Below are 19077 nucleotides of genomic sequence, written 5' to 3'. Positions count from 1 at the left end.
TCAAACATCCATAGGGAGGCGGACAATGTCTAAAACTTCTATGCACCCAGAACAGGGTTTTCGCTTTCGCTTACTGCTGGTTGATGACCAGCCCTCCAACCTGCATGCTTTGGGGAGCCTGCTGTCAAAAGACTATGATCTGGTGGTGGCAACCAGTGGGCCACAAGCACTCAAGATTGCTCAGGGAGATCAGCGCCCTGATTTGATTTTGCTGGATGTGATGATGCCGGACATGGACTGGCCGTTGAAGATACCGGTATTGGCATATCCGAAGAAAACAGCCGCGACTCTTTCAGCCTTTGGCACGCCAGAGCTTTGGAGCATTAGTTCATTCCAGGCCTTGCAGAAATTAGCAGACAAAAGTGGGCAGAATAAGGAATTAGCTGGTTTGTAAACAGCTATTCAGGCATTTCAATTCAAGAGTGCAGAGGAGAAACTACAAAGCGGGCTCCAGGACTTTAAATCACTCTTTGGTGATTAGGTGCAGCAAGCGCCGTATCTGGTTAACCAGCTCAGTTCCTTTGAATTGATTTTCGAGGTAACTTACCAGCAGCTTTTTTCGTTCGAGAATAACGGTTTCACTAGCGTGGATGTAGCCCATTGACCAGTCTTTGAATTACGCGCCTTCAGGGGCGCAACTCCAATAAGAAGACAGTCGGTGTGGCGCTCATCTTCCAAAATTCGCAAGTAGCTTCCCAGAACATTTTGCTAGGGCACCTCTAGACCTTGAATGAAACGTCCACCACCAGAGCAAAGCACCCGGTAATATCTTCCTTGAGGTTATTGGATCGAGAAACCTCCAGAACAGCCTGGATGTCAGTGTCTGTCATGGGCCAAGCATTGCTGACATAAAGTAGCGATAAAAGATCTTTCATGGGCAAAGCTCCAAAGCAGTTAGTGTTACTGCAGCCACAGGGGTTCTTTCAACCAGCCTTCCCGCCAGAGAATAAAGTCTTCTGCGGGCAGTGGCCTGGAAACACCATAGCCCTGCACTTGCACACAACCCAGTTCCATTAACTTCACACTATGCAGACGGGTTTCTACCCCTTCAGCAATAACTTTTAGCTTGAAGGCGGCGGCCATACTGATAACCCCCTGAACGATGGCCAAGTCATCAGAGTCATCCAGTAGATCACGCACAAAGCTTTGATCGATTTTCAAAGTATTAACCGGTAGGTGCTTCAAATAACTTAAGGATGAGTAGCCGGTACCAAAATCATCAATCGAGATTTGCACACCCAGTTTACGAATGCCTTGCAAGGCCCGGGATACCGTGAGCATATCTACTACAGCGGTGGTTTCCAGAACTTCAATTTCCAGGCTCGCCGGATTGACTTGTGGGTAACCATCCAATAGCTCTTGCAGCTCATCCAAAAAGCCTTCTTCCTGAATCTGGGCTGAGTGCAGGTTAATACTCAAGGGGCATTGGATATTGGCAGCCTGCCACGCATCCAGTTGCTGCAGGGCGGCTTGCATCACCCAACGACCCACCTCTAACATCACCGGGTGATTTTGAATGATTGGCAGAAACTGTCCAGGGGCCAGCAATCCCTTTACAGGATGCTGCCAACGAATCAGGGCTTCAGCGCCGATGATTTGATGGTTACCCGAGTGAATTTTAGGTTGATAATAGAGTACCAGCTCACCTTGCTGCAGGGCTTTTTCAACTTCTTTACCCTGTGCATAGAGGTAGCGCAGGGACTTATCTTCCTGGGGGTCAAAAAAACTAATACAGTTTTTGCCTTCCTGTTTGGCGATCGCCATCGCCTGATCAGCATGGCGAAGCAACTGCTCAGCATCAGCTGAATCTGTTGGGTAGAAGGTAACACCTATGCTGGCCGTAACCTGAAGCACTAAATCGTCAACAATGTAAGTATCCGCAATAACCTGGAGCAACTCATTCAGCAAAGGCTCGCTATCGCTCTTGCAAACGAGCGGATTCAGCACCAGAACAAACTCATCACCACCCACTCTGGCCAGAATATCGCTACCCTTGGCCTGGGCCACCAGTCGCCTGGTTAATTCCAGCAGGAACCTGTCGCCGATTTCATGGCCATGCTGTTCATTGATGCTTTTAAAGCCATCCAGATCCAGCAAAGCAACAGCCAAAAAATGCCTGTTGTTGTCGACATCAAGAATGGCTTGTTGCAGCCGCTCAATAAGCAGCAGCCGATTGGGTAAACACGTCAAAATATCATAGTGAGCCAGGCGCTCAAGCTTGGTTTCATTATCCTTGAGGCGTGTTATATCAGAGATTAAAGCCAGGTAGTTTCTCACTTGCCGAGGCTGCTCATCATCATAGAGGGCACTGATCGTCAAGTTGACGGCATAAATCTCACCGCTCTTGTTGCGATTCCAAAATTCACCTTCCCAGTGGCCTTGCTCATTCAGTGCCTGCCACATGGCCTGATAGACTTCGGGGCTCTGGCGACCCGAGTTCAGAATGCGCGGGTTTTTGCCCAGCAGCTCCTCTTTTGAGTAACCAGAAATTCGCTCAAAAGCCTGATTGGCATTAACAATACGAGCCTGGGCATCGGTAATTAAAATCCCTTCATAGGAATTATCAAAAACCTCTGCAGCCAGCTCCAGCTGCTGCTCATATCGGTGACGTTGTTTTTCTTTCTCTCTTTCTCTAAAGAACCCTGCCGATAAGCCAACAAAGCCCAGGAACCAAACCCCCAGGTGAGTCAGGTAAAGCTCATTTTTCCTACTGGCATAACGTGCTAGATAAGGCGCAAGGGGTACAGTCGAACTAATACCGCCGCGTATTTCACCAATCTGGTAACCCTGATGGGCATGGCAACTCATGCATGAAGGGTCAACCACAAAGGGCTGAATCTTGCGTAAATGGGGTTGCCCCTCGAAGTCGGCAACTGTGCTAATCGGATCCAGTTTCTGTGCAAACTCCTGGAGTGCCGCAGCTTCCCAGGTGTCGGCCTGATTAACTGGGTTTAAGGGGTTAAGGCTGATCAGTCGGGTTTGCACGCCATAGAGATCCGGTGCCTGCTCCTGGAGGTCACGCATCATGTAAGCCGGATTGATCAGCGTCAGTTCCAGCCCTTCTTGCGTGGTGAGATCACGCCGTGGATGCTGGAGGTAGGGGTTGGGGGGCGTGGTATCCGTGGGTGGAATATAAACACCACCCTTGTCGGCGGCCCAGTTACGGATACTGAGATCGCGGCTAATGGTCGCCTGAGCTGCGGCTTCAGCCGTTGTCAGCATATCCTGGCGGGCACTAGAGATATTGAAAGCTAGCGAAGCCAGGATGACAGCAAGCCAGAATCCCTGCAAAAACAACAGGGTTCTCAGCAATCTTTTGTGGGCCAGCAGCTTAAGCATGTGTGCCTTGATTTTCTGTGCAATTGCATCTTCAGGAGTTAAGTGCACCCATGATAAAGATTCTTTTGAATTACATCAAAGCTTATTTAGCCCCCACCCTAGCAACTATTGTATAGCTTCCGCATAGAAAACAATACCCATAGCAGTACAGGGTCTAGCTCTGAAACTGAAGTCATGCAGAACCAACAGCACGAAAAAAGGGCTTGCAAAATCCGACTGATACATTTCTGTTACATTTAAAAATTATTGTAAAAACCTTTAAAGACAAGGCACTAAATAAAAAATATGTCATAGATTGATTTGGTTTCGCAGACCCCAGGCCGCAGCAGCTTGCCTTCCTTTGGTGCAAAGCATGATATATGCAAAGAACCTAATATTCGATTACAACTACAATTAAAGTTGAGGGAGCAACTTGTATGAGCAACAACCAACCCATCACTCAGCAGGAATACCCCGTCCGCTCTGACTGCGCGATTATTTCGCATACCGATGCCAGGGGCCAGATCACTTACGTCAATGATGAGTTTGTCGAGTACGCAGGCTTCACCCGCTCAAGGTTTTCAAGGATAACTAAGGGTTCTTCAACAACCTGGATGACGATGAAATCAATGAATATGAACAGCGTTACCCAGAGGAGAAACAGATTATGGCTGGATTTGCAGAACGCTATATAGAAGAAGGTATCGTTAAAGGTGAAACCCAAACACTACTCAAGCAAATTAAGCTCAAGTTTGGCAACCCTCCTGCATGGGTCGAAGCCAAACTGAATGACGCCAATACCGATCAACTTGATCGCTGGGTGGCAGGCATACTCACGGCCAACAATCTCGATGAGCTTTTTAAGGACTAAGCACCACTCTTCTTTTCCCTTGTACCTCGACTAGAGCCAAACAGCAATCTGCTGGAGGTTTATAGTTGGCGCAGAAGCTAAGGTTTGGTGGTAGCCAAAACCAAAAAAACCAGCCCGAAGGCTGGTTCTTAGAATCTGGAGCGGGAAACGAGATTCGAACTCGCGACCCCAACCTTGGCAAGGTTGTGCTCTACCACTGAGCTATTCCCGCTTGGCGTCCCATAGGGGGTTCGAACCCCTGTTACCGCCGTGAAAGGGCGGTGTCCTGGACCACTAGACGAATGGGACAGATATCACTGAATTAAAAGCAAACTGGAGCGGGAAACGAGATTCGAACTCGCGACCCCAACCTTGGCAAGGTTGTGCTCTACCACTGAGCTATTCCCGCTTGGCGTCCCATAGGGGGTTCGAACCCCTGTTACCGCCGTGAAAGGGCGGTGTCCTGGACCACTAGACGAATGGGACGTGTTAGCTGCTCCGTTCAGGATGGCGCGTATCTTAATGAGCGTTGCTAAAGCTGTCAACACCTCTTTTCAACTTAAGTCGTTGAAGCGCCACTAATCTGACCTCTTTTATAAGTCTTTTATTGTCAGTGACCTAAGCTTTGTTAGATACTACCTACTTTTAGGGTAAACACGGGTTTCATGGGAAGTCCCTGCAGGAGCTTAGAATGGTAATTGTGCTTGTTCTGGTGGGTATTTTTATTGTTGCGATAGGGCTGATGCTTTTTGTCTTTGCCCACCAGCAGAATGAGAAGAAAAAAATTGAGATCCAGCGCCGGATCAGAATCCTGGCTGACCGGGGTCGTCAGATTCAAATACTGCTGGATGAAATTCCTGCTCACTATCTTTCCCAGGATTTTCGTATTTTTCTGGCTACTCAGTGGATGGAGCTGCTTCAAGAGCAGCAGGAGCTGGGACAAAAAGATAACCGCATCAAATCAGAGATGGAGTCTGCTCAGCAGCGTATGGAAAGCATACGGAGCAACGCCGCTCAACCTGAACCTGTTGGCGATATCAAAATTGCCAATGGCATCAGACGCAATCTTAAGCAGCTAAACAAGGTCGTGGTCAATCTGTACCAGGAAAAAAAGGTACCTCACAGGATGGCCCAAACCTACCTTAACGAGATCAAGCAAGGCTTCACCCAAACCCTGGTTGAAGTCTTCAAATCTTCTGCCCGCAAAGCAGAAGTGGAAGGCAACCTACGTATCGCTGTCGTTCACTATAAACGCATCATGAGTGAGCTGAACCGTAATAACCCTAATGGCATCCATAACCAGACGCTCCTTGAGTGCCGCGAAACCATTCAGAATCTTGAAGAGAAAATCGCTCTGGAAGCAGAAAGCGGCAACAACGAGCTGGCTGAAAGTGTTGATGAATTGATTGAAGAAGCCGATAGCTGGAAAAAGAAGCAACTCTATGACGATTAATTGGTATCCGGGCCATATGCACAAGGCCCGTAAAGAAATCAAGAAAGCACTGCCTGAAGTTGATGTTGTCATAGAGATGCTGGATGCCCGCCTCCCCTTTTCCAGCGCCAATCCGGTTTTGGGAAAACTGGCTGTTCACAAGCCCACGCTCAAGCTACTGTCCAAAAGTGATCTGGCAGATCCTGCTATCACCCAGCAATGGATCGAGTTCTTTGAGCAACAAAGCCATATCCGGGCCCTACCTATAGTGACCACAGATGCCAAAACTCTAAGGCCCATTGCCAGCACCTGCCAACAACTGGCTTCACAGGTGCGGGAAAGCCGTTCAGTCAAAGCCTTGGTTATGGGAATTCCCAATGTTGGCAAATCCACCCTGATCAATTCCTTGGCTGGTAAAAAGATCGCCAAAACCGGTAATGAGCCAGCAGTCACCCGACGTCAACAAAAAATCCAGGTGGGCGAGCGTTTGCAAATCATTGATACACCTGGTGTTCTCTGGCCGCGTATCGAAAATGCCGAAAGTGCTTACCGGTTAGGTGCCTCAGGCGCCATTCGGGATACGGCCATGGATTACGAAGAAGTGGGTTTCTGGGCGGCTGCGGACCTGCTGATACGCTATCCTCAGGCACTGATTGCACGCTACAAACTGAAAGAAGTGCCAGAAAACGCTGAACAACTCCTTAAAGCAATTGCTCAAAAACGCGGTGGATTACGTTCCGGTGGTGTTATTGATTATCACCGCGCCTGCGAAGTACTTCTGCATGATTTGCGTGGCGGGCAATTGGGTTTGGTTTCGCTGGAAACCCCTCTGGATATCCCCTTGGATGACGAAAGTGAAAAAGATCAGGTAAATGAGTAACAAAAACTTGTGCAGAATCAACGCAAGGCGCTTACTCTTAACCTAACATTGCATTCTTTTTCAAACACCCTTAGCAGGAGTGCACTCAGTGGCCAGAGATGAGCGCAGACGTCACCAGCTAGCTATACGCTGGAAAAACCCCTGGGAACCCCAGTGGATGCCAGCCAGTCTGCGCGATACGATCAACAATCGCTACCACTCCCGTGATTTCAACTATGCCCGAAGTGAGTATCTTCGCACGCGTATGCTCTTTGTCGGCCTGGTATTCACCCTGCTCGCCCCTCTCTGGCTGCTGGTTGACTACCTGCTCCTTCCTGTTGAACTGATGACGTCAGTAGCCTATGGCCGCCTTGGCTTGATGCTGGTGCTCCTGGGTGTTCTCTATGCGGCCTGGAACAGTCAGCACAAGCTCAGCAGACTCAGAAACAGCCTCGCTGCAATGATGTTGGCTCCAGCCCTTTTTTATGGCTATTTGGTGATCATGTATGGTGATCAACTGAACTCCCTGGTTGGCTATAGCTTCATTCCCTTGCTGATCATTGCTTTTTTAAGCGTCTTCCCTCTAACTCTGATTGAAAGCTTTGGCATAGGCTTCCTGGTGCTTCTCACCCAGGTAATCGCACTAACCCTAACCGGTGAATTGACCACAGCTTATGGCTGGCAGGACCTTTGGCTGCTTTTCACTCTGCTGGGCATTTCCCTTTGGGCTAATCATTCACAAGTCAGCGCACTGCTAAGACTTTATCGTCAGGCCAGTATGGATAGCCTGACCGGCCTCTTGAACAGGGGCATCCTGCTAAAGCAATTAGAACAACTCTACCTGGAACACCAAAAACAGCGGGATAGCAAAGAGCCCTCCAGCCCTATTACCCTGCTGATGTTTGATTTGGATCGCTTCAAAAAGGTCAATGATACCTATGGGCATTCTATAGGTGACCAGGCCCTTCAAGTGTTTGCACAAATTCTTCGCTCTGAGCTGCGTAAAAATGATTTGGTCGCACGTTATGGGGGTGAAGAATTCATGGCGGTTCTTCCCGGAACCCCCAAGCAAGATGCCTTGGAAGTTGCTGAACGCATCCGCGCTCAGTGTGAGCAAGCCTTTGTTTTGGCGCATGATGGCCAACGTGTCCATTTTACGACCAGCATCGGCATCACCCAAGTGCGTGCTCAGGAAACCTTGGAGGATGCCTTAAAGCGTGTTGATAGCCGTCTTTACATGGCCAAACATCAGGGTCGTAACTGCTACGTCGATGCTGATTTGCCACCTGGCACGAGTCCTGTTTATTCCTAACACTTACCCGGAGTTTTTTTTACGCTGCCTAGCAGACAAAAAGCTGTTAGCTTGGTAACCTTTCGCCTCGCACCAATTGGCAGCTTTTGTTAATGGAACTCCTGGTATGCAACCAATTCGCAAGTCCAACAAACTTCACCATGTCTGCTATGACATACGTGGCCCTGTTCTTCAGGAAGCCAAACGCCTAGAAGAAGAAGGCCATCGCGTTCTCAAACTAAACATCGGCAACCCTGCACCCTTTGGTTTTGAGGCCCCCGATGAGATTCTTCAGGATGTGATGCGTAACCTGGCAACCGCTCAGGGTTACTGTGATTCCAAGGGGCTCTATTCTGCCCGCAAGGCCGTCATGCAAGAATGCCAGCGCAAAGAAATTGCGGGCGTAGAAATTGAAGATATTTATTTAGGCAATGGCGTCAGTGAGCTGATCGTCATGGCGATGCAGGCTCTACTCAATGACAATGACGAAGTCCTGATCCCGGCTCCGGATTATCCCTTGTGGACTGCGGCAGCCCGCTTGGCTGGCGGAAAAGCCGTTCATTATGTCTGTGATGAACAAAGCGACTGGTATCCTGATATTGATGATATCAAGCGCAAGATCACTGACCGCACCCGGGGCATCGTGATCATCAACCCCAACAACCCCACCGGGGTGGTTTACAGCAAAGAGTTACTGGAACAGATTATTGAAGTGGCACGCGAACATAAGCTGGTAATCTTTGCCGATGAAATCTACGACAAGATTCTTTATGACGGCACCGAGCATACCGCCATAGCCAGCCTGGCTGATGATCTGTTGTTTTGCACCTTCAACGGCTTATCTAAAAGCTATCGGGTTGCTGGTTTTCGTTCCGGCTGGTTGATTCTTTCTGGTGCTAAACACCTGGCTCAAGACTTCAATGAAGGCTTGAACATGCTGGCTTCAATGCGCCTTTGTGCCAATGTGCCTGCTCAGCATGCGGTACAAACAGCTCTCGGCGGCTATCAAAGCATCAATGATTACATTCTGCCGGGTGGCCGTCTGCTGGCCCAACGGGACCGTGCCTATGAATTGATCACCCAGATTCCCGGGGTTAGCTGTGTCAAACCCAAGGGCGCACTCTATATGTTCCCCCGGCTCGACCCCAAGGTGTTCAATATTCAGGATGATGAAAAGTTTGCCCTGGATCTGCTACTCCAGGAAAAACTGTTGGTCGTTCAGGGTACAGCCTTCAACTGGGGACAACCTGATCACTTCCGCCTGGTGACGCTACCACGCGTGGACCAGTTGGAAGATGCGATCGGCCGTATCGAGCGCTTTTTGTCCCGTTATCGTCAATAGGCTTGAAACCTAACGCACCAACCCCTATCTAATAAGGGGTTTGATACTTTCTCAGGAGTTGCAGTCAAATGATGCGAATCGGCTTGTTTCTTTTAACCAACCTGGCAGTCATCGTGGTTGCCAGTATCACCCTGAATATTCTGGGTGTTGGTCGCTATCTGGATGCATCCGGCGGCCTTAACCTGACCAATCTGCTGATCTTCTGCTTTGTTTTTGGCATGATCGGTTCAGGCGTGTCCCTGCTGATGTCGAAATGGCTGGCCAAAAAGGGCACCCGTACCCAGGTCATCACTCAACCACGCAACCAGCAGGAACAGTGGCTGATGGATACCGTGGCTGACCTGTCGAAAAAAGCAGGGATAGGTATGCCCGAAGTAGGCATCTTCCCTTCTCAGCAGTCCAATGCTTTTGCGACCGGCTGGAACCGTAATGACGCCCTAGTTGCTGTATCCAGTGGCTTGCTTCAGCGTATGCGTCCAGAAGAAGTGCGCGCTGTCCTTGCCCATGAAATTGGGCATGTAGCTAATGGCGACATGATTACCCTGGCTCTGGTACAAGGAGTGGTCAACACCTTTGTTATGTTCTTTGCGCGTATCATCGGACATACCGTTGATCGTGTGGTCTTTAAGAACGAAGGCGGTCATGGCATCGCTTTTTATGTCACCACCATCTTTGCAGAAATCATCCTGGGTATTCTCGCTTCCGGTATTGTCATGTGGTTTAGCCGCTTCCGTGAATATCGGGCTGATGATGCCGGTGCTCGCCTTGCCGGTGCTGGTGCGATGATCAATGCGCTTGAGCGCTTGAAAGCTGAACAGAACATCCCTAACGAGATGCCTGACACCCTGACAGCCTTTGGTATCAACAAAGGTCAAACAACCAGCATGATTCAGAAATTCTTCTCTAGCCATCCTCCACTGGATGATCGCATCGCCGCTCTACGCAATAAGGCGTATGCCTAAAAGCATCAATATCCGCTAAAATAGCGAAAACTCTAAAAGGGCTGGGTTAACCAGCCCTTTTTTAAGACAAAAAAGACGAACACCCTCCCTACTTGGGTGCCTTTGCCATTCCGTGTATATGCCTGGTTAAGGTTGCGTCGAATATCAACAGCCCATGCCCTAGGCCGCATGACGAGCCTTTTACCAAGCTTTCCTATATCGCCTCAAGGTATAAGAGCCTAAGATGCCAGAGTAAAGCCCAAAGCCTTCAGTGCTTGGGCTTGCTCAAGAGTACCAGGCACAACCCTGAGTGATGAAAACTCACGGCGCTGCGGGTAGTTTTTTCTAAGCTGTTGATAAGCCTGTTTAGGAGGCAGTTGGTTTAAAGCCCTTAATAAACGAGCCGCATCCTCTCTGGGATCATAGACCAGCAAGGCAGCACGACGGCAGGCCTCTTCAGCAGACCAGCCAGCATTGAGCTGCAGACAGTCTACTGGGGGCGGTGGTAAAAAAGTGTCCAGATGTTTAGCTGCCTTTCTGCCCAGATACTGGCACCAGGCCTGATAAATAGCTTGAGTACCCCGGCTCTTACCTTCCAGGCTGTAGCCAGCAATATGCGGTGTCGCCAATTCCAATTGGGGTATCAACACTGGGTCCAGCTCAGGCTCACCGGCAAAAACATCCAGTAGCAGCCTGGGCGCCTGTCCTTCGTTGATTACCTGTTGCAGCCCTTTCGGATCGATCACCGCCCCGCGTCCGGCATTCAGCAGTACCCGCCCCTGGAGGCGACGCAGGGTAGCGGCATTAATCAACCCTTCGGTGGGAAAAGGGCCTTCCCGGATCAAAGGCGTGTGCAGGCAGAGGATATCAGCTCTATCCAGTAAGTTTTCCAGCGGCAGAAAACCGGGCTCGCCAGCAGCTTCTCGAGGCGGGTCGTTCAGTAGTAGCCGACAGCCGTAGGCCTGCAAGCGCTCAGACAAACGCCCACCGACATTACCCACGCCAACAATGCCGATAACCTGTTTCTGAAGACAAAACCCTTTTTCCTGAGCCAACCACAGCAAATTACTCAGCACATAATCCACGACTGAGTCAGCATTACATCCAGGTGCGCTGGCAAAAGCTATACCAGCTTTTTGCAGCCAATCCCGATCAACATGATCTGTGCCTATGGTTGCCGTACCCACAAAAGCGACTGAGGTGCCCGCCAGGAGCTGCTGATCAACGCGCGTGACCGAACGCACCAAAAGGCCATCCACTCCCTGCAGACTGGCTGGGGTTATCGATTGCCCAGGGAGGCGAATCACCTCGGCCGTGTCGGCAAAAAACTCTTCAACAAAGGGTAGGTTTTCATCAACCAGCAGGCGCATTTGGTTATTTCCTTGCCAGGGCTTTCTAGATAGAGAAAAAAAGGTTTACAATCCGACAGTTATTTACCGCCACCTTCAGAGGCCATCTTGATTATTCGCTGGGAAAAAGGCCAGGACTATTATCTGGTTCATGTGCATCAGGACATGTTTGGTGACTGGCTGGTAACCCGTGTCTGGGGCATCAGTGGCACCCAATATGGCGGTCTCAAACATACCCTGGTCAATTCACCGGAAGAAGCCGCTATCCTGGTTGACGATGTCCGCCATATCCAGGAAAGCCGTGGCTTTCACAAAGTTCTGGAAGCCCAGGACCCGCAGGAAATACCTGCGGACCTACAAAACACCATGAAGGGTGAGCTACCCTTTGGGGATTAATCCAGATTTCTTAGCATTTTATCTGCTTGATCCAGCCTTCCAACTCCTCGGCCGTAAACGGCCAGCCAATTTCACCACCGCAAGGGCTAGCTACCACGGGGATGCGTTCGCCATAACGCGCCATTAGTAAGTCATCTTCAGCAATATCCACCTTGGCCAAGCCGTAACCCCGTTGTAGCCAGGGCTCAAGCAGGGCCAAGGCTCTTTCGCAGAGATGGCAGCCTTCCGTTGTATAAAGAGTGAGCTGTTGACTTCCCTTGGGTGCTGAATTCATAGCGGTCGATTCCTAATTTCAAAACACTGGTGAATGCGCTGATTACGCTCAAAATCCGGGTCCAGAGTTTGCCGGGTAATATTGCGGACTTCATAGTTACTTTCAAGCTCAGGGCTTATTTTAAAGCCCCGCAAGTTATTGGAAAAGATCAATAGGCCATCGCTACTGAGCCGGCGCATGGCCAGATCAACCAACTCTACCTGGTCACGCTGAATATCCAACACCCCTTTCATACGTTTGGAATTGGAAAAAGTCGGCGGGTCCATAAAAATAAGATCATAGCTGCCTTGATCCTGTTTCAGCCACTCTCGACAATCAGCCTGTTCCAAGCGATGTTTATTGGCATCCAGGCCATTGAGTTTCAGGTTTCTTTCCAACCAGCCCAAATAGGTTTTGGACAGGTCGACACTGGTGGTTCTGACGGCGCCACCCTTGGCCGCCTGAACCGTTGCAGCACCGGTATAACAAAAAAGATTCAAAAAACGCTTGCCCTGAGCTTCATGGAACAAGCGCAGACGTACCGGACGATGATCAAGAAAAAGCCCCGTATCCAGATAGTCATCCAAATTAACCAGTAGCTTGGCTGAGCCTTCTGTGACAGGAAAATAAACCCCTTTGGCCGCCATTTTTTCATACTGCTGCTTACCTGTTTGCCGACGCCGCTGTTTGAGATGGATAGCATCGGCATTAACATTCAAGGCTTCAGGAAGGGCCAACAAGGCTTCAGCTAAACGCTGATTGGCCTTGTCCGGATCTATCGTTGCTGGGGGTGCATACTCCTGAACGTGAACCTGATCACCATAGAGATCTATCGCCAGAGCATACTCGGGTAAATCAGCATCATAAACCCGGTAGGCTTGAATTCCTTCACGCTTAACCCAGCGTGAAAGCTTTTTCAGGTTTTTCTTCAAGCGATTGGCCAGCATTTGCCCACCTTCACTAAGTTCAGCGGTCGGTTGTTCCGGCTGGCTGGCTCTTTCCTGCTGTTTGCGGGCAATGGCCGCCACCTGGGGATCTTCAACCCCGGCTTCCGGCAATTCAAACAAGTACAGTTGGCATTCCAGGGAAGCATTTTGCAGGGGGTAGGTTTTGTAAGGCTTTAAGGGAATTCGAAAAGCCAGCTCTTTATTCACCGTAAAGAGGGCCAAGCGCCAGCCAGGATAGCCTTCCAGCAGTTTTTGTCCCAGTTGGGCGTAGAGGGGTAGCACACTGGGCAGATCTTCCAGGCGCTCGCCATAGGGAGGATTGGTAATCACCAGCCCCTTTTCAAAAATCGTTGCGGGTAACTCAATAACCGGTCGCTCAAAGACTTCCAGCTCATCGGCCAGCCCTGCTCTTTTCAGGTTCCCCCTGGCTGCTTCCACAGCTCTGGAATCAGCATCTGAGCCAGTAATATGCAAAGGCAAGTCTGCACTAGCCGCCCTGCGTTCTTTAGCCTCTTCCAAAAGTTCTTGCCAAATACTGGGACGATGGCCCAACCAGGTCTCGACACCATGCCAGGGACGCAATAAACCAGGTGCAACATCTCGTGCGATAAAGGCCGCTTCCGCCAAGAGAGTTCCCGAGCCACAAAAGGGGTCCAGCAGTGCATAGCCTTGTTGGGCTAGCTCTGGCCAGCCGGCACGATACAAAAGACCTGCCGCCAAGTTTTCTTTAAGAGGGGCTTTGGCCGCCTGTAAGCGATAGCCGCGCTGGTGCAGGCTGCCACCTCCCAAATCCAGACTCAACTGGCCTTTGCCTTTTTCCAGGCGCAGATGCAAGCGCACATCGGGCCTTTCCCTATCCACGGAAGGCCGTTGACCCTCGCGCTGACGAAACCAGTCAGCTATCGCATCCTTGACCCTCAGCGCTGTATCGTGAGTATTGCGCAACTGGGGCGTTGTCCCGCTGGTATCTATCAGCAGGCTACCCTCAGCCAGCAGGTGCTCACTCCAATCGATACCCGTTAGCCAGGCATTCAAATCCTCGGCATCAGAAACAGGTGCTTCATCCAGCTGCAAATGCAGACGGTTTGCCAAGCGTGACCAGATTAGAGCCCGGTAGGCCTCAGTCAAAGTGGCCTGACCCAAAACCCGGCCAACCCTGGGGCGGGCCGACTCAAAGCCCAGCCCAAGCAGCTCTTCAGCAAGCAGTTGTTCCAGTCCGCGCGAGCAGGTGGCATGAAGGGTATAAACTTGATTCAGTAGTGGCATCTAAAAATATTGACCTTGATTATGAGTGGTTATCAGATCCGGCGTAACGATAAATAAAAAAAGCTGTCATTCACCTGTCAACTAGCCTACAAATAGAAGTGAGGCACTCGCCAGCCTGGTGACCTGCCGTAGATCTTAAGCTGTATCTTAACAATAAAAGGTGCTTCAGGCTGGTTAATTCCAAAACTTCTGGTTAAGCCTGGGTTCCTTTAAAAGAAGAGAGGCCGTAATCTATGAAGAGTCAGAAAAGAGACCGTGCTCAGCGCGTTTACACACGTGGTTATCAAGCGGGTCTAAAAGGCCAGTCACGTGAGAAATGCCCTTCCCTGCCCGATGAACTTCACACCAACTGGATGAGTGGCTGGCGCGAAGGCCGGGAAGATATGTGGTCCGGTATGCGGGGTGTATCTGCTATCCACAAAAACCCAGCTGTGGTAGCTGGAGCCTCCTGAACTTTTCTTACCAGTTAAGTTTACTACCCAGACCCGTGCCATCCCGCACGGGTCTTTTGCTTTATGGTCTTTGTCTTTGGCTGGCTTCACACATCAGGATCAGGGATAATACCCAGCTTATTTTTCTCAAGGATTCCTTAATGTGGTTTAAAGCCTTACGTATCTACCAGGCACGTAACGATCAGGCCTGGACGACCGAAAAACTACAAGTCGCTCTCGCCAGCAAACCCTTTCGTCACTGCTCCAGCCAAGAAGAAATGTCAGCTGGCTGGGTTTCTCCCAGCGGCACTAGTACCCTGGTTCACAGCCAGGGTGACCAGTGGTTGTTAAAGCTAAAAATTGAAGAGAAACTTCTTCCCGCTTCCGTCGTCCGCGAACAGGTTCAGGAAAAGGTGGAAGCCATAGAAATGGCTGAGAGTCGCAAGGTGGGTCGCAAAGAGCGCCAAAACCTCACGGATGAACTGCGTCTTGAACTGCTCCCCCGTGCCTTCACCCGCTCGCGTTCGGTCTGGGTCTGGCTGGATGGACGCCAGCAGCGTATCCTGCTGGACAACACCACGGATAAAGTCTGTGAACTGGCGCTTAACCTTTTAAGAGAAGGCTTGGGAAGCCTGCCGGTTGTCCCCTTGGCAACTCAATTGCCTCCCGGCCAGGTCATGACCCGCTGGCTGGAAGAGCAGCCAGCATCCGGTTTGGCCTTGGAAGACACCTGTGAACTGCGTGACCCTGATGATGACAAGGCCGTAGTTCGAATTAAGGGACAAGCACTCACCGGCGAAGAAATTACCCAGCATTTGGCTGCAGGCAAACGCGCCACTCAACTCAGACTCAATTGGCAAGATCAGGTAACTTTTAATTTAACTGATACACTGATACTGAAAAGCCTGAAATATGCTGAGGAATTACTGGAAGAGGCCGAGGATGTAAACCCAGACAGAGACCCTTTGATTGCTTTGGATGCTGAATTCATTCTACTGAGCAATACTCTGTCCAGCCTGGTAGACCAGCTGATCAGTCTGCATGACGGACTGAGCAACCAGCAAACTAGTGACCAAGAATAATATTGAGGCCCAGCATTACCCATGGAAACCCGTTTGATGAATGTCTCACCCGAGGCTTTTGATGCCATCCGCCCTTACCGTGATGAAGAAGTGGAAGAGGTTATGGCGCGTTTGGCCGAGGATTCTGAATTCCTAACGGCGCTTTTGAGATTCAAATTTCCACGCCTGACATCGAGTATTCTGGCTCCTGCGGCTAAATTCTTTATCAGCCGCACCATCAAAAAGCACGCCGCCAAGATTCATTCAGTGCATGACCTTCAACTCTACGTCGAAGGCTATATGGCTCGTATGTTGGCCACTACGACCAAGGGCCTCACGGTCGATGGTCTGGAAAACCTGGATCCCAAACAGAGCTACTTGTTTATCAGTAACCACCGTGATATTGCCATGGACCCGGCCATGGTCAACTATGCCCTGCATACCAACGGCATGAATACGGTCCGCATTGCTATCGGTGACAATCTGCTAAAAAAGTCCTGGGTCACTGATTTAATGCGCCTCAACAAAAGCTTTATTGTCCAGCGCTCGGCTAAAGGCGTTCGGCAAATGATGGCCTCTTTCAAACTCTTGTCGGAATATATTCATCACAGCCTCAAGGAAGAAAATCACTCCATCTGGATTGCCCAGCGTGAAGGCAGGGCCAAAAATGGGATTGACCATACCGATCCAGCCATCATCAAAATGTTCTATATGGCTGAAAAAAAATCAGACAAATCCTTTGCTGAAGTGATTGGCAGTTTGAACCTAGTGCCCGTCGCACTCAGTTATGAATATGATCCCCTTGATGTTCAAAAAGCCAGAGAGCTGGCCACCAAAGAACAAGAAGGCGAGTACGCGAAAAGCGAATTTGAGGACATTCAAAGCATTGCCCAGGGTATTGCCGGCTTTAAAGGCCGCATCCACCTGGCTTTTGGTAAGCCCTTACAAGCTGAAGATCTGGAAAATGCAGATGTAGCGGCCAAAGCTGTCGATGCCCAGATCCGTAAGCTTTACCGCTTATTTCCCAGTAACTACCTGGCTCTGGAAGCTCTGGGCGAAGAAGACGATATTGCCTTTCCTGAGTTTGATACAGCCTGCAGTGCCGACTTCAATGAACACCTGGCTGCTTGCCCCCCTGAATATCGCAAACACTGGCTGACCATGTACGCCAACCCGGTCAAGAACTACCTAGGACGCCTTTAGCCATGATCCCAGCTTCTGCCGACAGCAAGGCCAATCTTGAATTATCAGAAGCCAGGGCGGCCAAAAAAGTCACTTTAATCGGTGCCCTGGTCAACGCCCTCAATGGTGTTATTAAGATTCTGATCGGCTTCTGGGCTAACTCCCATGCCTTGATTGCTGACGGTATTCATTCCCTTTCAGACCTGTTCAGTGATCTTTTGGTGCTGGCTGCCACCCACTTTGGCCGCCAAAAGCCTGACCAGGATCATCCCTATGGTCATGACCGCTATGAAACGCTAGCGACCCTCTTACTCGGTGCCCTGCTTATAGCTGTTGCAGGCGCTCTGATCTGGGACAGTATTCAGCGTTTACGACAGCCGGGAGACCTGGTTATTCCTGGCGCTGTTGCCTTGGTGGTTGCTCTGGCCTCAATTGCCAGTAAAGAATGGATTTATCACTATACCCTGCGCATTGCCCGCAAAATCAATTCCAAGTTGCTGGAAGCCAATGCCTGGCATCATCGCACTGACTCCCTGTCCTCCATCGTCGTTTTTATTGCTGTGGGTGGCGCTCTCCTGGGCTTTACCTGGCTGGATCAGGCTGCGGCAATCATTGTCGGTCTGATGGTCGCCCGCATTGGTATCAAGTTAATCTGGAACAGCTTGAAAGAACTTGTGGACACCGCCCTGCCCGAGCAGGAAACAGAACAAATACGCAAGGCTGCTCAGAGCATTCCCGGTGTTCGTGATGTTCATCACCTGCGTACCCGAACCATGGGCAGCCGCAGCCTTTTGGATATTCATCTGCAGGTTGCACCCCATATCAGTGTTTCCGAAGGGCATGAAATTGGGGTTTGGGTTGCTCGTCATTTACGCGATCAGTTTGATCATATTTCTGATGTAACCTTTCATATTGACCCGGAGGACGATGCTGAAACGGATAACCCTGACCCAGACAAGATGCTACCGTTACGACCTGATGTGCAAACCCTTTTGCATGAGCGCTGGGAGGGTGAAGACCACTATGAAAAGGCTCACCAGACCACTTTGCATTATCTTGATGAGCAGATAGATGTCGACCTCTTCTATCGGGTTGATCAACTACCGATTGAAGAGGTTGAACACTTGGAGGTCCGACTCAAGGCAGCGGCCAAGGATCTAGCTTGGCTACGCCGTGTCAGGGTTTGGGTGGGGGGTTAATCCCCCAGGCCCGGTTTAATTTCGGCTCTCGATAACAAACCATGTATTCACCACGGCCAAGTGCAGTTCATTCAAACCCAGCTGAAGCTCATCAATAAAGGCATGCAAGTTCTCGGGTTCAACAGCCAAGGCATCAACATCGGCTGCAATCAAAAGTTTAACCAACTCATCAACTTGGGGTTGCACCTCTTCATGCCGGGGAAGCTGGGCCAGCGACTGGGAAATTTGCCGAAGACAAAAGGCCACAGCCCTCGGAAACACCTTATCCTGCAGTAAAAACCTCAAAACGTCAGGCCCTCTGACTCTTAAGCGCACCTGCTGGCGATACATTTGATAACCCGTCAAAGACTTCAGCAAACTCATCCATTGCAGGTTCTCAAAAGGGGTTAATTCTTCCGCTGTTTTGGGCAAGAGGTTGGCTGAACGCACATCCAAAATGCGCGTGGTCATATCCGCTCTTTCCAGGTGGCGACCCATTTCCAGGAAAGTTTTTACCTGTGTATGGCTTAACGAACCTTCCAGCAAACCGGTTACTACTTGACAGCTACGAATCACTTTTTTAAGAAAAGCATCCCGGTTTCGGGGCAGAATTCCGGTTGCTACCTGTTTCCTGACTTCCAGATAAAGCCGGTTTACCTCTTCCCAGGAAGATCGTGGCATAACTTCCCGTGTGGTGCGTAGGTTTTCTCTAGCAGCGGCCAGGGAGGATAAAATAGAACCCGGATACTGTTGATTACCGCACAAAAACTGGAGGACGTTGGTTTCATCCCTTGTATCATAAAGAGCATCAAAGGTTTCGGCCGTGCTGGTAATTTCGATCAGGGAATCCCAGCCCAAACGGGTTCTTGCTGGAAAGTCCAACAGTAAATGTGAGTTCACACTAATCAGGCGAGCGGTATCCTCGGCTCTTTCCAGGTAGCGCGCCAGCCAATAAATATTCTCAGCAACTCGCGATAGCAT

General features: G+C 50.1%; 18 protein-coding genes and 4 tRNA genes. 12 read left to right on the top strand and 10 right to left on the bottom strand.

Going from position 1 to position 19077, the window contains the following annotated elements; translation table 11 throughout:
• Positions 1–25: 25 nt before the first annotated feature.
• Positions 26–394 carry a response regulator gene (locus BM185_RS00640; protein WP_218149355.1) on the top strand — a complete coding sequence of 123 codons (369 nt, stop codon included), beginning with the start codon at positions 26–28 and terminating at the stop codon, positions 392–394.
• 325 nt (positions 395–719) lie between these two features.
• Here BM185_RS00640 and BM185_RS14570 read toward each other — a convergent pair whose 3' ends face one another.
• Together BM185_RS14570 and BM185_RS00635 are read right to left on the bottom strand one after the other, a co-directional pair.
• Entirely contained in the window at positions 720–875 is a 156-nt protein-coding gene (locus BM185_RS14570) for a BLUF domain-containing protein (RefSeq protein ID WP_143089454.1), read from the bottom strand.
• A gap of 25 nt (positions 876–900) precedes the next feature.
• Positions 901–3339: an EAL domain-containing protein gene (locus BM185_RS00635; RefSeq protein WP_143089453.1), complete on the bottom strand. Its 2439-nt coding sequence runs from the start codon at positions 3337–3339 to the stop codon at positions 901–903.
• A 646-nt stretch (positions 3340–3985) separates the two neighbouring features.
• Here BM185_RS00635 and BM185_RS00630 point away from each other — a divergent pair.
• Positions 3986–4189 (top strand): hypothetical protein, encoded by a 204-nt coding sequence (locus BM185_RS00630; protein ID WP_091957765.1) that lies wholly within the window; start codon positions 3986–3988, stop codon positions 4187–4189.
• Positions 4190–4325: 136 nt separating this feature from the next.
• On the opposite strand, the gene BM185_RS00625 is transcribed toward BM185_RS00630, so the two are convergent.
• The 4 genes from BM185_RS00625 to BM185_RS00610 all read right to left on the bottom strand — a co-directional run bounded on the left by BM185_RS00625 (position 4326) and on the right by BM185_RS00610 (position 4654).
• Positions 4326–4400, bottom strand: a tRNA-Gly gene (locus tag BM185_RS00625).
• Between the two features lies 1 nt (position 4401).
• Positions 4402–4477, bottom strand: a tRNA-Glu gene (locus BM185_RS00620).
• 25 nt (positions 4478–4502) lie between these two features.
• Positions 4503–4577 (bottom strand) — tRNA-Gly (locus BM185_RS00615).
• A gap of 1 nt (position 4578) precedes the next feature.
• Positions 4579–4654 (bottom strand) — tRNA-Glu (locus BM185_RS00610).
• A gap of 205 nt (positions 4655–4859) precedes the next feature.
• Here BM185_RS00610 and BM185_RS00605 point away from each other — a divergent pair.
• The 5 genes from BM185_RS00605 (at position 4860) to htpX (ending at position 10054) form a co-directional block, all read left to right on the top strand.
• Positions 4860–5621 carry a hypothetical protein gene (locus BM185_RS00605; RefSeq protein WP_091957761.1) on the top strand — a complete coding sequence of 254 codons (762 nt, stop codon included), beginning with the start codon at positions 4860–4862 and terminating at the stop codon, positions 5619–5621.
• Positions 5611–6480: a ribosome biogenesis GTPase YlqF gene (ylqF, locus tag BM185_RS00600; protein ID WP_091957759.1), complete on the top strand. Its 870-nt coding sequence runs from the start codon at positions 5611–5613 to the stop codon at positions 6478–6480. Before BM185_RS00605 ends, ylqF begins: the two co-directional genes overlap by 11 nt.
• An 88-nt stretch (positions 6481–6568) precedes the next feature.
• Positions 6569–7771 (top strand): GGDEF domain-containing protein, encoded by a 1203-nt coding sequence (locus BM185_RS00595; protein ID WP_091957757.1) that lies wholly within the window; start codon positions 6569–6571, stop codon positions 7769–7771.
• 106 nt (positions 7772–7877) lie between these two features.
• Entirely contained in the window at positions 7878–9092 is a 1215-nt protein-coding gene (locus BM185_RS00590) for a pyridoxal phosphate-dependent aminotransferase (RefSeq protein ID WP_091957755.1), read from the top strand.
• 68 nt (positions 9093–9160) lie between these two features.
• Entirely contained in the window at positions 9161–10054 is an 894-nt protein-coding gene (gene htpX, locus BM185_RS00585; RefSeq protein WP_091957752.1) for a protease HtpX, read from the top strand.
• A 218-nt stretch (positions 10055–10272) separates the two neighbouring features.
• Here htpX and BM185_RS00580 read toward each other — a convergent pair whose 3' ends face one another.
• On the bottom strand, positions 10273–11403 hold the full coding sequence (locus BM185_RS00580; protein ID WP_091957750.1) for a 4-phosphoerythronate dehydrogenase: 1131 nt from the start codon (positions 11401–11403) through the stop codon (positions 10273–10275).
• Positions 11404–11490: 87 nt separating this feature from the next.
• On the opposite strand from BM185_RS00580, the gene BM185_RS00575 reads away from it, so the two are divergent.
• Positions 11491–11778, top strand: coding sequence for a hypothetical protein (locus BM185_RS00575; protein WP_245751641.1), 288 nt, complete (start codon positions 11491–11493; stop codon positions 11776–11778).
• Between the two features lie 10 nt (positions 11779–11788).
• Here BM185_RS00575 and BM185_RS00570 read toward each other — a convergent pair whose 3' ends face one another.
• Positions 11789–12052, bottom strand: a complete 264-nt coding sequence (locus tag BM185_RS00570) for a glutaredoxin family protein (protein ID WP_091957747.1) — start codon at positions 12050–12052, stop codon at positions 11789–11791.
• Positions 12049–14244, bottom strand: coding sequence for a bifunctional 23S rRNA (guanine(2069)-N(7))-methyltransferase RlmK/23S rRNA (guanine(2445)-N(2))-methyltransferase RlmL (gene rlmKL, locus BM185_RS00565; RefSeq protein ID WP_091957745.1), 2196 nt, complete (start codon positions 14242–14244; stop codon positions 12049–12051). The genes BM185_RS00570 and rlmKL overlap by 4 nt, the downstream gene beginning before the upstream one ends.
• A 233-nt stretch (positions 14245–14477) precedes the next feature.
• Here rlmKL and rmf point away from each other — a divergent pair, with 233 nt between their 5' ends.
• From rmf to BM185_RS00545, 4 genes are all read left to right on the top strand, one after another.
• Positions 14478–14696 carry a ribosome modulation factor gene (gene rmf, locus BM185_RS00560; protein ID WP_091957742.1) on the top strand — a complete coding sequence of 73 codons (219 nt, stop codon included), beginning with the start codon at positions 14478–14480 and terminating at the stop codon, positions 14694–14696.
• A gap of 140 nt (positions 14697–14836) precedes the next feature.
• A complete protein-coding gene (locus BM185_RS00555; protein ID WP_091957739.1) occupies positions 14837–15757 on the top strand; it encodes a recombination-associated protein RdgC in 921 nt (306 codons plus the stop codon).
• A gap of 21 nt (positions 15758–15778) precedes the next feature.
• Positions 15779–16939, top strand: a complete 1161-nt coding sequence (locus BM185_RS00550) for a 1-acyl-sn-glycerol-3-phosphate acyltransferase (RefSeq protein ID WP_091957738.1) — start codon at positions 15779–15781, stop codon at positions 16937–16939.
• Positions 16940–16941: 2 nt separating this feature from the next.
• Positions 16942–18117, top strand: coding sequence for a cation diffusion facilitator family transporter (locus tag BM185_RS00545; protein WP_091957735.1), 1176 nt, complete (start codon positions 16942–16944; stop codon positions 18115–18117).
• A 15-nt stretch (positions 18118–18132) separates the two neighbouring features.
• Here BM185_RS00545 and BM185_RS00540 read toward each other — a convergent pair whose 3' ends face one another.
• A complete protein-coding gene (locus BM185_RS00540) occupies positions 18133–19077 on the bottom strand; it encodes an alpha-E domain-containing protein (protein WP_091957732.1) in 945 nt (314 codons plus the stop codon).

Source organism: Marinospirillum celere, from assembly GCF_900112235.1.
GTDB lineage: Bacteria > Pseudomonadota > Gammaproteobacteria > Pseudomonadales > Halomonadaceae > Marinospirillum > Marinospirillum celere.
This window is presented reverse-complemented; position numbering and strand designations above follow the sequence as displayed.